This is a genomic window from Micromonospora sp. RV43 (assembly GCF_001029515.1).
Taxonomy (GTDB): Bacteria; Actinomycetota; Actinomycetes; order Mycobacteriales; family Micromonosporaceae; genus Micromonospora; species Micromonospora aurantiaca.
The window spans coordinates 1-13,863 of record NZ_LEKG01000196.1; the positions used below are offsets into that span (position 1 = coordinate 1).

The 13,863-nt window shown below is 74.7% G+C and carries 14 protein-coding genes and 1 tRNA gene; 11 read left to right on the plus strand and 4 right to left on the minus strand.

Annotated features, from left to right (window positions below):
- Window positions 1–309 precede the first annotated feature (309 nt).
- From ABD52_RS32090 to ABD52_RS32135, 10 genes are all read left to right on the plus strand, one after another.
- On the plus strand, window positions 310–897 hold the full coding sequence (locus ABD52_RS32090; protein ID WP_047894213.1) for a hypothetical protein: 588 nt from the start codon (window positions 310–312) through the stop codon (window positions 895–897).
- A 302-nt stretch (window positions 898–1,199) separates the two neighbouring features.
- Window positions 1,200–4,523, plus strand: a complete 3,324-nt coding sequence (fdh, locus tag ABD52_RS32100) for a formate dehydrogenase (RefSeq protein ID WP_235437624.1) — start codon at window positions 1,200–1,202, stop codon at window positions 4,521–4,523.
- A complete protein-coding gene (locus ABD52_RS32105; protein WP_047894215.1) occupies window positions 4,516–5,556 on the plus strand; it encodes a 4Fe-4S dicluster domain-containing protein in 1,041 nt (346 codons plus the stop codon). Before fdh ends, ABD52_RS32105 begins: the two co-directional genes overlap by 8 nt.
- A complete protein-coding gene (gene nrfD, locus ABD52_RS32110; protein ID WP_047894216.1) occupies window positions 5,553–6,734 on the plus strand; it encodes an NrfD/PsrC family molybdoenzyme membrane anchor subunit in 1,182 nt (393 codons plus the stop codon). The genes ABD52_RS32105 and nrfD overlap by 4 nt, the downstream gene beginning before the upstream one ends.
- A 44-nt stretch (window positions 6,735–6,778) precedes the next feature.
- Window positions 6,779–6,874: transfer RNA gene (locus ABD52_RS39475), tRNA-Sec, on the plus strand.
- A 22-nt stretch (window positions 6,875–6,896) separates the two neighbouring features.
- Window positions 6,897–8,189: an L-seryl-tRNA(Sec) selenium transferase gene (gene selA / locus ABD52_RS32115; protein WP_013286389.1), complete on the plus strand. Its 1,293-nt coding sequence runs from the start codon at window positions 6,897–6,899 to the stop codon at window positions 8,187–8,189.
- A 5-nt stretch (window positions 8,190–8,194) separates the two neighbouring features.
- Complete coding sequence (gene selB, locus ABD52_RS32120) at window positions 8,195–9,958, plus strand: selenocysteine-specific translation elongation factor (protein WP_047894217.1); 1,764 nt, start codon at window positions 8,195–8,197, stop codon at window positions 9,956–9,958.
- Window positions 9,959–10,003: 45 nt separating this feature from the next.
- The gene (locus tag ABD52_RS32125) at window positions 10,004–10,201 is read left to right on the plus strand and encodes a hypothetical protein (RefSeq protein ID WP_013286387.1); all 198 of its coding nucleotides are present in this window, start codon (window positions 10,004–10,006) and stop codon (window positions 10,199–10,201) included.
- On the plus strand, window positions 10,201–11,478 hold the full coding sequence (locus tag ABD52_RS32130) for a hemolysin family protein (protein ID WP_013286386.1): 1,278 nt from the start codon (window positions 10,201–10,203) through the stop codon (window positions 11,476–11,478). The genes ABD52_RS32125 and ABD52_RS32130 overlap by 1 nt, the downstream gene beginning before the upstream one ends.
- Before the next feature lie 66 nt (window positions 11,479–11,544).
- On the plus strand, window positions 11,545–11,727 hold the full coding sequence (locus ABD52_RS32135) for a hypothetical protein (RefSeq protein ID WP_013286385.1): 183 nt from the start codon (window positions 11,545–11,547) through the stop codon (window positions 11,725–11,727).
- 6 nt (window positions 11,728–11,733) lie between these two features.
- Here ABD52_RS32135 and ABD52_RS32140 read toward each other — a convergent pair whose 3' ends face one another.
- A complete protein-coding gene (locus tag ABD52_RS32140; protein WP_013286384.1) occupies window positions 11,734–12,390 on the minus strand; it encodes a hypothetical protein in 657 nt (218 codons plus the stop codon).
- Window positions 12,391–12,517: 127 nt separating this feature from the next.
- Between ABD52_RS32140 and ABD52_RS32145 the strand changes: the two genes are divergently transcribed.
- Entirely contained in the window at window positions 12,518–12,718 is a 201-nt protein-coding gene (locus ABD52_RS32145) for a hypothetical protein (RefSeq protein WP_013286383.1), read from the plus strand.
- On the opposite strand, the gene ABD52_RS32150 is transcribed toward ABD52_RS32145, so the two are convergent.
- The 3 genes from ABD52_RS32150 to ABD52_RS32160 form a co-directional block, all read right to left on the minus strand.
- The gene (locus tag ABD52_RS32150; RefSeq protein ID WP_047894218.1) at window positions 12,715–13,188 is read right to left on the minus strand and encodes a hypothetical protein; all 474 of its coding nucleotides are present in this window, start codon (window positions 13,186–13,188) and stop codon (window positions 12,715–12,717) included. The genes ABD52_RS32145 and ABD52_RS32150 overlap by 4 nt on opposite strands.
- On the minus strand, window positions 13,185–13,394 hold the full coding sequence (locus ABD52_RS32155; RefSeq protein ID WP_013286381.1) for a hypothetical protein: 210 nt from the start codon (window positions 13,392–13,394) through the stop codon (window positions 13,185–13,187). The genes ABD52_RS32150 and ABD52_RS32155 overlap by 4 nt, the downstream gene beginning before the upstream one ends.
- Before the next feature lie 148 nt (window positions 13,395–13,542).
- The coding region (locus ABD52_RS32160; RefSeq protein ID WP_047894219.1) for a universal stress protein at window positions 13,543–13,863 on the minus strand (321 nt) is incomplete at its 5' end.

Consider the following 13,863-nt stretch of genomic DNA (forward strand, 5'->3'; position numbering starts at 1 on the left):
CTGTCACGTCGGTCATCGGGTCGCCCGCGTCGACGACGGGGCCGGGGCGTTATACCTGGTGAACGACGACCGCAGCAGCACCCCCGCAGCACGCGAACGCGGGTGCAGGCCCCCGGAATGATCCCGGGCAGGCGGTCGTTGCACATGCCTCCGGCGCCACCCAGCCGACCCCGCACGCCACCCCCGGGCGTGCTGCGGGCCGCGTGTGAGCCGGATCCCCCAAGAACCTTTCTTGAGCGCCTGACGGTGCTCGCACCCGCACCGAACCCCCTTTCGGCGCGGGCGTCGACCCCCGAATGGAGCCCCCTCATGAACACGATCCTGCGTAAGAGCATCCTCGGTATCGCCGGTCTGACCGTCGCCGGTGGCCTCGCCGCCGGCCCCCTCAACCACGACACCACCACCCCCACGCGGGACGCCGCGGTCACCACCACTCAGGCCGCCGCGAAGCTCGACACCGCCACACTCATCCCGCACGGCGTGCAGGGCAACCAGTCCCACATCGACCTCAACGACGAGCAGACCGCCAACGTCAAGGCCATCATCGCCGCCACCAAGAAGGCCGGCATGGACGAGCGCGCCGCCGTCGTCTCCATCGCCACGGCGCTGCAGGAGTCGAAGCTGGAGAACCTCGGCCACCTCGGTGACCGTAACGACCACGACTCGCAGGGCCTGTTCCAGCAGCGCCCCTCCTCCGGCTGGGGCACGGTCGAGCAGATCACCGACCCCGAGTACTCCACCACCGCGTTCCTGAAGGGTCTGAAGCAGGTCGACGGCTGGCAGGACATGCCCCTGACCAAGGCCGCCCAGACCGTCCAGGTCTCCGCCTACCCCGACCACTACGCCCAGTGGGAGCAGCAGGCCGCCGACCTCGTCGCCCAGCACTGGAACAGCTAAGACCCGGCGGTGACCGGGGTCACGACGAACGAGCGGAAGAACCGTGACCCCGGTACCGTTGTGCAGAGCGTCGGTGTGTTCAGTGTCCCCGGGCCTCACCTAAATTGCCTTCGCGGAATACCGTTCGGCTGGAGCCGCGTCGCGCCACTCGCCGAGAGGCGACATGCACACCGACGCCCAGAGCCGCCCCGGCCATCCGGCCGGGGCGGCTCTGTCTGTGGGCTCGAGTCGCACGCCCCGGGCCGCTGGCCTAGGGTTACTGGCAGAGGTGAGCCGTTCTCGACGGAGAGGGGGGTGCCCGGATGGGTTTCAAGACGTTCATCCAGGGGTGGCCGGTCTACCGGCAACTCACCGGCACCGACCCGCTCGGTCGCGGCGCCGCCGCCCAGTCGGCCCGCTCCGCCGGCCTGACCGCCCGCACCGAGACCGCCGACGGCATGGCCCGCTCGGTCTGCCCGTACTGCGCGGTCGGCTGCGGGCAGCGCGTCTTCCACTCCGACGGCCAGGTCACCCAGATCGAGGGCGACCCGGACAGCCCGATCTCGCGCGGCCGGCTCTGCCCGAAAGGCTCGGCCAGCAAGAGCCTGGTGACCAGCCCGCTGCGCCAGACCACTGTGCGCTACCGCCGGCCGTACGCGACCGAGTGGGAAGACCTGGACCTCGACGTCGCGCTCGACATGATCGCCGACCGGATCCTCGCCGCCCGCGCGGAGACCTGGGAGGACGTCGACGACGAGGGCCGCCCGCTGAACCGGACGCTGGGCATCTCCAGTCTCGGCGGCGCGACGCTGGACAACGAGGAGAACTACCTCATCAAGAAGCTGTTCACGGCGATGGGGGCACTCCAGATCGAGAACCAGGCCCGTATTTGACACTCCGCCACCGTCCCCGGTCTGGGGACCAGCTTCGGTCGCGGCGGCGCCACGGACTTCCAGCAGGATCTCGCCAACGCTGACGTCATCGTCATCCAGGGCTCGAACATGGCCGAGGCCCACCCGGTGGGCTTCCAGTGGGTGATGGAGGCGAAGAAGCGCGGCGCGAAGGTCTTCCACGTCGACCCGCGGTTCACGCGTACCAGCGCGCTCGCCGACACGTACCTGCCGATCCGGGCGGGCACGGACATCGCACTGCTCGGCGGCGTGGTGCGCTACATCCTGGAGAACGAGCTGGACTTCCGGGAGTACGTGCTGGCGTACACGAACGCGGCCAACATCGTCAGCGAGCAGTTCGTCGACACCGAGGACCTGGACGGCCTGTTCTCCGGCTACAACCCGGACACCGGCTCGTACGACCACGCGAGCTGGCAGTACGAAGGGCAGGAGGACAACGCCAAGGTCCGGGGCACCGGCAAGGAACGCGACTCGGCCTCCGGGCTGGAGCACGAGTCGCACGGCGCGCCGGTGCCGGCGCAGGCCCCGCGGGACGAGACGTTGCAGCACCCGCGCTGCGTCTACCAGATCCTGAAGCGGCACTTCTCCCGCTACACCCCGGAGATGGTGGCCCGCGTGTGCGGCATCCCGGAGGAGAAGTTCCTCGAACTGGCGCGCGCCTGGACGGAGAACTCGGGCCGCGAGCGCACCGGCGCGCTCGTCTACTCGGTCGGCTGGACGCAGCACAGCGTCGGCGTGCAGTACATCCGCACCGGCTCGATCATCCAGACGCTGCTGGGCAACATGGGCCGCCCGGGTGGCGGCATCCTGGCGCTGCGCGGGCACGCCAGCATCCAGGGATCGACCGACATCCCGACGCTGTTCAACCTGCTGCCCGGCTACCTGCCGATGCCGCACCACGCCGACCACCCGACGTTCGACGAGTGGGTGGACAGCATCCGGCACCCGGGCCAGAAGGGCTTCTGGGGCGACTCGCGGGCCTTCGCGGCGAGCCTGCTCAAGGCGTACTGGGGTGACGCGGCGACGCCGGAGAACGACTTCTGCTACGGCTACATGCCCCGGATGACCGGCGACCACGGCACGTACCAGCAGGTGCTGAACATGATCGACGGGAAGGTGAAGGGCTACTTCCTGCTCGGCCAGAACCCGGCGGTCGGCTCGGCGCACGGCCGGGCTCAGCGCCTGGGCATGGCCAACCTGGACTGGCTCGTGGTCCGCGACCTGTTCATGATCGAGAGCGCCACGTTCTGGAAGAACAGCCCGGAGGTCGCCACCGGCGAGATCGTGCCGGAGGAGTGCCGCACCGAGGTGTTCTTCCTGCCGGCGGCCTCGCACGTGGAGAAGGAGGGCACCTTCACCCAGACGCAGCGGCTGCTGCAGTGGCGGGAGAAGGCCGTCGACCCGCCGGGCGACGCCCGCTCCGAGCTGTGGTTCTTCTACCACCTGGGCCGGGTGCTGCGGGAGAAGCTGGCCGCCTCCACCGAGCGCCGGGACCGGGCGCTGCTGGACCTGACCTGGGACTATCCGACGCACGGTCCGCACGCCGAGCCGAGCGCCGAGGCGGTGCTCAAGGAGATCAACGGGTACGAGGTGGCGACCGGCCGCCTGCTGAACGCGTTCGGCGAGGCCCGGGACGACGGCTCCACGGCGATCGGCTGCTGGATCTACTCCGGCGTGTACGCCGACGGCGTGAACCAGGCGGCCCGCCGCCGGTCCCGCCACGAGCAGGACTGGGTGGCGGCCGAGTGGGGCTGGGCGTGGCCGGCGAACCGGCGCACGCTCTACAACCGCGCCTCCGCCGACCCCGAGGGCCGGCCGTGGAGCGAGCGGAAGAAGTACGTCTGGTGGGATCCGGACGCCGGCGAGTGGACCGGGTACGACGTGCCGGACTTCGAGAAGACGAAGCCGCCGTCGTACCGGCCGCCGGAGGGCGCGTCGGGCCCGGCGGCGCTCGCCGGTGACGACGCGTTCGTCATGCAGGGCGACGGCAAGGCGTGGCTGTACGCGCCGAGCGGAGTCCTCGACGGTCCGCTGCCGACGCACTACGAGCCGGCCGAGTCGCCGATGCGCAACCCGCTCTACGGTCAGCAGGCCAACCCGACCCGCAAGATCTACGAGCATCCGATCAACCGGATGAACCCGAGTCCGCCGGAGCCGCACAGCCAGGTCTTCCCGTACGTGTTCACGGTCAGCCGTCTCACCGAGCATCACACGGCCGGTGGGATGAGCCGTACCGTGCCGCGCCTGGCCGAGCTGCAGCCGGAGATGTTCGTCGAGGTGTCCCCGGAGCTGGCCGGCGAGATCGGGCTGGCCCACCTGGGCTGGGCGCACCTGATCAGCGGACGCGCGGTGATCGAGGCGCGGGTGCTGGTCACCGACCGGCTCACCCCGCTGCGGGTGGACGGCCGGATCATCCACCAGGTCTGGCTGCCGTACCACTTCGGCACCGAAGGGCTCGTCACCGGCGACTCGGCGAACGACCTGTTCGGCATCACGCTGGACCCGAACGTCCTCATCCAGGAGAGCAAGGTCGGCACCTGCGACATCCGGCCCGGGCGGCGGCCCACCGGCCCGCCGCTGCTCGACCTGGTCGGCGACTACCAGCGGCGGGCCGGGATGACACCGGACCGCAAGGTGCCGGTGGTGACCACCGACGCGGCCGGCGGGGACGACGCCGCCGGCAGCACCGACGAGCAGTCGGCCGCCGCGCACCAGGACGGGGATCGGGATGCCTGACGCCAACAGCCTGTACGACCCGGCCCCGGCCCCGGACGCGGGCTGGATCTCCGCGCCGCCCCGGATGGGCTTCTTCACCGACACCAGCGTCTGCATCGGCTGCAAGGCGTGCGAGGTGGCCTGCAAGGAGTGGAACGGCGTCCCCGACTCGGGTTTCGACCTGCTCGGCATGTCGTACGACAACACCGGCGCGCTGACCGCGAACTCGTGGCGGCACGTCGCGTTCATCGAGCAGCCCCGCCCGGCCGGGCACCGCACGCCGCCGTTCGCCGGTGACCCGACCGGTCCGGCGACCAGCCCGGCGTCGGCGGCGGCCGGCGCGCTCACCGCTCCCGACACCGGTACGAATCCCGGCCTGCCGCCGGGGCAGCCGGAGGCGGCGGCGCGGATGGCTGCCGGTCCGGAGTTCCTCGGCATGCCCGGCGCCCAGCCGCCCGGGCGGGCCACCGGCCCGGAGAGCCGCACCGACTTCCGCTGGCTGATGATGTCCGACGTGTGCAAGCACTGCACGCACGCGGCCTGCCTGGACGTGTGCCCGACCGGTTCGCTGTTCCGCACCGAGTTCGGCACGGTGGTGGTGCAGGAGGACATCTGCAACGGCTGCGGCTACTGCATCTCCGCCTGCCCGTACGGCGTGATCGACCAGCGCAAGGGCGACGGCCGGGCGTGGAAGTGCACGTTGTGCTACGACCGGGTCGGCGCGGGCATGACGCCCGCCTGCGCGCAGGCCTGCCCGACCGAGTCGATCCAGTACGGGCCGCTCGACGAGCTGCGGGAACGGGCCGCCAAGCGGGTCACCGCGTTGCACGAGCGGGGTGTGCCGGAGGCGCGCCTGTACGGCCACGACCCGACCGACGGCGTGGGTGGCGACGGCGCGTTCTTCCTGCTGCTGGACGAGCCGGAGGTGTACGGGCTGCCGCCGGACCCGGTGGTCACCACCCGGGACCTGCCGAAGATGTGGAAGCGGGCCGGGTTCGCCGCCCTGGCCATGGCGGCGGCTGCCGTCGCCGCGTTCGTCGGAGGATCGTCGTGAGCCCGGACCGCCCGGTCGGTGACCTGTTCCGCCGCTTCCGCGAACGCCTGTCCGCCGAACCGGAGGACGGCGGCGCCGCCGAGCGGGAGAACGGCAGCCGGGCCACAGCGGCCGGTCCCGGCGTGGGCCGCACCGACGCGGGTTCCCGCGACGCCGGCCTCGCCCCGCATCCGCCCCGCGACGCGGCACCGCGCCGACGCCGGGGCAGGGGCAGCAGGGGCGGTGGCGAGCAGCTCAACGTCCCGCCGGCCGAGTTCACCTCCTACTACGGCCGGCCCATCCTCAAGCCGCCGGTGTGGCGGTGGGACATCGCCGCGTACCTGTTCACCGGCGGTCTCGCCGCCGGTTCGTCGCTGCTCGCGGCGGGCGGGCAGCTCACCGGCCGCCCGGCGCTGCGGCGCGCCGGCCGGGTCACCGCGCTCGCGGCGGTCGGCGCCAGCACGTACTTCCTGGTGAACGACCTGGGGCGGCCGTCGCGCTTCCACCACATGCTGCGGGTGGCGAAGGTGACCTCGCCGATGTCGGTGGGCACGTGGATCCTCAGCGTGTTCGGCCCGGCCGCCGGGGTCGCGGCGATCGCCGAGGCGGCCCCGCTGCTGCCCGAGCGCGGCGTGCTGGGGCTCGGCCGCCGGCTGCTGCCCCCGGCCGGGCACGCCGCCGGCCTGGTCGCCGCCGTCACCGCGCCGGCGCTGGCCACGTACACCGGGGTGCTGCTGGCGGACACGGCGGTGCCGTCGTGGCACGAGGCGTACCCGGAACTGCCGGCCATCTTCGCGGGCAGCGCGCTGGCCAGCGGCGCGGGTGTCGGGCTGGTGGCCGCGCCCCGCGCGCAGGCCGGTCCGGCGCGGCGCCTCGCGGTCGCGGGCGCGGCGATGGAGCTGTGGGGTTCGCACCGGGTGGAGAACCGGCTCGGGCTGCTCAGCGAGCCCTACACGCAGGGCACACCCGGGAAGCTGCTGCGCGCCGGGCGGGCGCTGACCGCCGCCGGTGTCGTGGGCGCGCTGCTCGGCCGCCGCAGCCGGGTGCTGTCCGCACTCTCCGGCGGCGCGCTGATCGCCGCGTCGGTGTGCACCCGGTTCGGCATCTTCCACGGCGGGGTCGCCTCGGCGCGCGATCCGCGGTACACGGTGGTGCCGCAGCGCGAACGCGCCGACCGGCGGGCCGCCGAGCAGGACTGAACCTCCCCGGGCGGCCTTCCGTCCGCTGTGGTTGACTTCTGCGTGGAGGCGTTCAGGCGGCTGGTGCCCCTCCCGGTCTTCAAAACCGGTGTGGTCCGGGATCCGGGCCAGGCGGGTTCGATTCCCGTCCGTCTCCGCCAAACCGTTCCCGGGAGTGCGCCGATGCGTGAGGTCGACCCGCGACGGCGGGTGCCGCGCACCGACGCGCTGCTCGCCGATCCCGCGCTGGCCGCCGCCGCCGGCACGCTCGGCCGCGACCGGGTCAAGGCCGCGATCGTCCGCGCGCAGGACCGCGCCCGCCGCGGTGAGCTGACCCCCGAGGGGGTACGCGACGCGGCGCTGGCGGACCTGCCCGGCCGTACGCCGCGCGCGGTGCTCAACGCCACCGGCGTCGTGCTGCACACCAACCTGGGCCGCGCGCCGCTCGCCCCGTCCGCCGTGGACGCCCTGGTCGCCGCCGCCGGGCACACCGACGTGGAACTGGACCTGCGGACCGGGCGGCGGGCCCGGCGCGGCCGGGAGGCGCTCGACGCGCTCGCCGCGGCGGTGCCCGACGCCGGGGCGGTGCACGTGGTGAACAACGGCGCCGCCGCCCTGGCGCTCGCCGCCACCGCGCTGGCCGCCGGCCGGGAGATCGTGGTGAGCCGCGGCGAGCTGGTCGAGATCGGCGACGGGTTCCGCCTGCCGGACCTGCTGGCCAGCACCGGCGCGCGGCTGCGCGAGGTGGGCACCACGAACCGCACCACGCGCGCCGACTACGAGGCCGCGATCGGCGAGCACACCGGGTTCGTGCTCAAGGTGCACCCGTCGAACTTCGTGGTCACCGGGTTCACCTCGGCGGTGCCGGTGGCCGAGCTGGCCACGCTGGGCGTACCCGTGGTGGCCGACATCGGGTCGGGGCTGCTCGCGCCGGACCCGCTGCTGCCGGCCGAGCCGGACGCGGCCACCACGCTGCGCGCGGGCGCGCACCTGGTCACCGCCAGCGGCGACAAGCTGCTCGGCGGCCCGCAGGCCGGTCTGCTGCTCGGCGACGCCGACCTCGTGCACCGGCTGCGCCGCCACCCGCTGGCGCGGGCGCTGCGGGTGGACAAGCTCACCCTCGCCGCGCTCGCCGCCACCCTGTACGCGCCGTCCACGCCCACCCGGGACGCCTTGCACGCCGACCCGGCTCGGCTGCGGCAGCGGCTGGAGCGGCTGCGTGACCGGCTCGGCGAGGACGGCTGCAAGGCCGAGGTGGTGCCCGGCGTCGCTGTGGTCGGCGGCGGCGGGGCGCCCGGCGTGGAGCTGGACTCGTGGGCGCTGAGCCTGCCCGAGCGGTACGCCGAGCCGCTGCGCACCGGCGATCCGGCGATCCTCGGCCGGGTGCTGCACGGCCGGCTCCTGCTGGACCTGCGCGCCGTGCCGGAGAGCGCCGACGACCGGGTCCGGGCGGCCGTGCTGAGCGTGGGGGACTGACCGGCATGTGGGTGGTGGCGACCGCCGGGCACGTCGACCACGGCAAGTCCACGCTGGTGCGGGCGCTGACCGGGATGGAACCGGACCGGTGGGCGGAGGAACGCCGCCGGGGCATGACCATCGACCTCGGCTTCGCCTGGACCACACTGCCGTCGGGCGGCACCCTCGCCTTCGTCGACGTACCGGGGCACGAGCGGTTCGTGCCGAACATGCTCGCCGGCATCGGCCCGGTCCCGGCCGCGCTGATCGTCGTGGCCGCCGACGAGGGCTGGATGCCGCAGTCCGCCGAGCACCTGGCCGCGCTGCACGCGCTGGGTGTGTCGTACGGGCTGCTCGCGGTCACCCGCGCGGACCTGGCCGACCCCGGGCCGGCGGCGGCGCGGGCCCGTACGGAGATCGCCGCGACCTCGCTGGGTGAGGTGGAGGCGGTGCCGGTCTCCGGGGTCACCGGCGCGGGGCTGCCCGAGCTGCGCGCCGCCCTGGACCGTCTGGGCGCCCGGCTGCCCGACCCGGCCCGGGACGCTCCGGTGCGGCTCTGGGTGGACCGGGCGTTCACCGTGCGCGGCAGCGGCACAGTGGTCACCGGCACGCTCGGCGGTGGCCGGCTGCGCGTCGGCGACGAGCTGGAGCTGGCCGCCACCGGCGAGGCGGTGCGGGTACGCGGACTGCACTCGCTCGGCACGGCCCGGACCGAGGTCGAGGCGGTGGCCCGGGTCGCGGTGAACCTGCGCGGGCTGTCCCGCGACCGGGTCGGGCGCGGCGACGCGCTGCTCACGCCCGGCCGGTTCGGGCGTACCGACCTGCTCGACGTGCGGCTGTCCGGCGATCCGGCCGCCGACCTGCCGGCCACGCTCACCCTGCACGTGGGCTCTGCGGCGGTGCCCGCCCAGGTCCGGCCGCTGGGCCCGGACACGGTACGGCTGCGCCTGGCCCGCCCGCTGCCGCTGCTGATCGGGGACCGGGCGCTGCTGCGCGACCCCGGCCGGCACCACGTCGCGGGCGGCGTGACGGTGCTGGACGTGGACCCGCCGCCGTTGCGCCGCCGGGGCGCGGCGGCCGCCCGCACGGCGGTGCTGGCCGGCCTGGACGGGCGGCCGGACCTGGCCGGGGAACTGCGCCGGCGACGGCTGGTCCGCGCCGGTGACCTGACCCGGATGGGCGTGCCGCCGACCGCGACGCCGGTGGCCGGGCAGTGGCTGGCCGACCCGGAGCACTGGCGGGACCTGGGTCGTCGCCTCACCGAGGAGGTGGCCCGGTACGCCGCCGAGCATCCGCTCGCCGCGGGCGTACCGGTCGACGTGCTGCGGCACCGGCTCGACCTGCCCGAGCGTGCTCTGGTCACGGCGCTGCTGCGCCCGCCGCTGCGACTGCGCGACGGTCTGGTCACCGCCGCCCCGCAGGGGACTCTGCCGGACCCGGTGGCCCGGGCGGTGGACCGGGTCCGGGCCGAGTACGGCGACCGGCCGTTCCAGGCCCCCGAGGCGCACCACCTGGCCGACCTCGGGCTCGGGCCCCGCGAGATCGGCGCCGCGGTACGCGCCGGCGCGTTGCTGAAGCTGGCCGAGAACGTGGTGCTGCTGCCGGGCGCCCCGGACGACGCGGTACGCGTGCTCGCCGGGCTGCCGCAGCCGTTCACGCTCAGCGCCGCCCGGCAGGCGCTCGGCACCACCCGCCGGGTGGCGGTGCCGCTGCTGGAACTGCTGGACCGGCGCGGCGCCACCCGGCGGCTCCCTGACGACGCCCGCGAGGTGGTCCGCCCGCCGGGCTGAGCCAACCGGTGCCACCGGCCCACGCCGGTCACCTACCGTGGCGCCATGGACCCTTCCGCGGTCTGGCGGGACAAGAACCACAAGTGGCGGATCGAGGCGTACCGGGCCCCGGACCTGCGCTTCGCGATCTTCGCCACGAACGGCCCCACCGAGTCGGCGCCGCTGTGGCTGTTCGGGATGGCCGCGCTGGCCCGCTGGCTGATGACCCACGCGATCTCACTGGACGACCTGGAGACCGACTGATGGGCGTGCAGGTCGCGCTGGTGCTGGTGCTGATCCTGATCAACGCCGCCCTGTCCGGCAGCGAGATGGCGCTGGTGAGCCTGCGGGAGGGGCAGTTGCGCCGGCTGGCGCGGTCCGGGCGGGCCGGGGCGCGGCTGAGCCGCCTCACCCGCGAACCGAACCGCTACCTGGCCACCATCCAGCTCGGCATCACGCTCGCCGGGTTCCTCGCCTCGGCCGCCGCCGCCGTGACGCTGGCCGAGCCGCTGGTCGGCCCGCTGGGTTTCCTGGGCGCGGCCGCCCGCCCGGTGGCGGTGTTCCTGGTGACACTGCTGCTGACGTTCCTCACGCTCGTGGTGGGGGAGCTGGCACCCAAGCGGCTGGCCATGCAGACGGCGGAGCGGTGGGCGTTGGTCAGCGCCGGGCCGCTGGACCTGCTCGCCCGGCTGTCCCGGCCGGCGGTGTGGCTGCTCGGCCGCTCCACCGACCTGCTGGTCCGGCTCGCCGGCGGCGACCCGCGCGCCAGCCGGGAGGAGGTGACCGAGGAGGAACTGCGGGAGATGCTGGTCAGCCAGCGCGGCCTGTCCGCCCAGCAGCGGGAGATCCTCGCCGGGGCGTTCGACATCGCCGGCCGTACGCTGCGGGAGATCCTCGTCGCGCGCCGCGACGTGACCACTCTGCCCGCCGACCTGCCCGCGGCGGAGGCGATGCGCCGGCTGGCGGCCGGCGGCCGGTCCCGGGCGCCGGTGATCGGACCCGGCGGGCTCGACGACGTACGCGGCACCGTGCACATCCGTGACCTGGTGGACGCCGACGGCGCGCTCGTCGGCGACCGGGCCCGCCCGCCGGTGCTGCTACCAGGCACGCTGCCGGTGGCCGACGCGATGCGGCAGCTGCGCCAGCGGCACGAGCAGCTCGCCCTGGTGGTCGACGAGTACGGCGGCGTGGACGGCCTGGTCACCATGGAGGACCTGCTCGAGGAGGTGGTCGGCGAGCTGTACGACGAGACCGACCGGGACGTGCGCCGCGCCGTGCGGGAGCCGGACGGCGCGCTGCTGCTGCCGGGCGACTTCCCGCTGCACGACCTGCCCGACGTGGGCGTCCGCGTGACGTTCCCGCTGTCCCGGGAGTACACCACGGTGGCCGGGCTGGTGCTGGCCGGCCTGGGCCGGCTCCCCGAGGGGCCGGGGGAGCGGGTGCGGCTGCCCGGCCTCACCGTGGAGGTGGTCGAGGTGGCGGGGCGGGCGATCCGCCGGGTCCGGCTGCGCGGCCCCGCTGTCGGCCGTACGCCGGACTGACACCCGGACGGGGGACAACCGCCCGATACCCGTCCCGGGCCGCGTCGCCGGTCGTACGGTCCGGGCGTGAAGGACCGAGGACTGCGTACGTTCGTCACCGTGCTGGCCGGACTGGCCGTGATCTACTTCGGCTTCTCCGGAAGCCGTGGCAGCGGCGAGGAGGGTGGCGTCTCCGGTGGCGTGGTGCTGCTCGCGCTGCTCGCCTCGCTGCTGGCCTGGAACCTGACCAAGCCCGGCCCGGCCAAGTAGCGACCCTCAGTGGGCCGTGGCGGCGCTGCGACTCACCTCGCCCGCCGACTCCTCGCCCAGGGCCACCCGCACCAGCGCCGACGCCAGCCGACCGAAGTCGGCCTCGCCGACCAGCCCGACCAGGTCACCGGGGCTCGCCGGCAGGCCCAGCCGCCGCGCCCCGGCGAGCGTGCGCCGGTCGGCGTACGGGCGCACGTCCGGCCACACCGACTGCGCCTCCCGCAGGAAGATGTCCGCACCGGTGGGGCCGATGCCGGGGAACTCGGTGAGCAGCCGGCGCAGCACGGCCCGGTCGGCGCCGGCCTCCTTGTGCAGCCGGCGCAGGTCGCCGTGCCAGCGGTCCAGGCAGAGCCGGGCGCCGGTGCCGAGCATGGTGGCGGTCCGCTCGTCGTAGCGCCGGTAGTGGCCCCGGCCCAGCGCGTCGACCCGGTCCTGCCAGCTCGCCGCCTCCATCGCCTGCGGGGTGCGGTAGCCGGCGGCGAACAGCTCCCGGGCGGCGGCCACCGCCACCGAGGCCCGGATCCGGGTGCTCAGCAGCGTGGTGAGCACCAGCAACTGGTACAGCGGGCCGGGCCGGTCCGCGAGGGCGATGCCGGCCTCCTCCGCGTACGTGCGGTTCTGCCGTTCCAGCAGGGCGCGCGCGACGTTGCGATCGTCTGGCATCCGTCCGGCTTACCCGCCCCGGGCCCGGCCAGACCCCCGGGCCGATCCGGAATGCGCCGGGCGGCGGCGGGTACGCGGGTCGGGTGCGCGGTCGACGGCCGTGTGCTCCACCGGGAAGGAGAGACCCGTGGTCAAGCCGCAGCAGGAGGAACTGCGCCGGAACGACCTCGGCGCCACCAGCCAGGACAGCCGTAAGACGGCCACCCAGGCGGGCAGCCGTTCGCGAGGCCGGGGCACGTCGAACGGCGACGCGGGACGCCCGGTCCCCAAGGGACAGGTGTCGCCGTACGGCCCGGCCGGTGAGCCGGTCGCCGACGACGAGAGCTAGCCGCGAGCCGACGTCGGCCGCAGCCGCCGCCAGGTGGCTGCGGCCGACAGCCCGTACGCGAGGTGCGGGATCAGGTCGGAGACCCAGTCGCTGCGCCGCCAGGTACGCGGGTCGGTCACGCCGAGCACCGTCATCGAGCCGTCGGAGGTGGCCATCACCCCGCCGCCGAGCACCACCGTGGCCAGCGGCAACGGGATTCGGCGGCGCGCGGCGAGCAGACCGAACGCGGCCCCCGCGGCGATGCCGGTGGCGTACCCGAGCAACGGCCCCAGACCGGAGCGGCGGTTCTCCGCCTCGTCGCCGGGGCCCAGGTCGACGTGTGTGACGTCGGCGAGCCGTCCGGCGACCGATTCCGGGGTGCTGCTGGCCGGCCGGGCCCGCAACGCCATGTCGAGGTACGAGACCGCGTTGAGGACGGCGCTGCCGACGGCGCCCGCGATGGCGCCGTCGACAGCCGCTGCCGTCCTCACTTCGGGTCACCCGGTTCCCGGTTGCCCTTGGGGCCGTAGGTCCGTTCGCCCCGGACCACACCGCGTTGCCCCCGGTCGTCCTGGAGGATCCGGTTGGCGACCTGGTTCGCCTCCTTGTCCGACGCCCGTCCGGACTGTTCGACGAGGTCGCGAAGGCGTGCTCGCTGCTTGTCGTACGCGTTGCTGCCCGGCCGTGGTCCTGGCATCTCTGCCTCCTCCGGATCGCTGTCGGCTGACCGTAGGCGTCTACCCGCCCGGGCCGGGACCAACCGTTGCGGGCGCATCCCCGCCCGGCTGGAGCGCCGCTCAGGCGGGGGTGTGGACCACCGCTCAGCCGGGCGCGCCGGACGCCGTTCAGTCGGAGGCGCGGACCACCGCGACCGGGCAGGCGGCGCGGTGCAGGATCCCCTGGCTGACCGAGCCGAGCAGCAGCCCGCCCAGCTCGCCCCGGCCCTGCCGGCCCACCACGACCAGTTGAGCCCCGGCTGACGCCGTGGTCAGTGCCGCGACCGGTTTGGCGCGTACCGTCTCGGCGCGCACCGGCAGGTCCGGCCACCGTTCGCCGATCCCGGCGACCGCCTCGGTGAGCACCCGCTCGTCCTCCTCGGCCCCGCCCTTGCGCCCGGGCGGGGCCGAGGAGGACGAGCGGGTGCTCACCGAGGCGGTCGCCGCGGC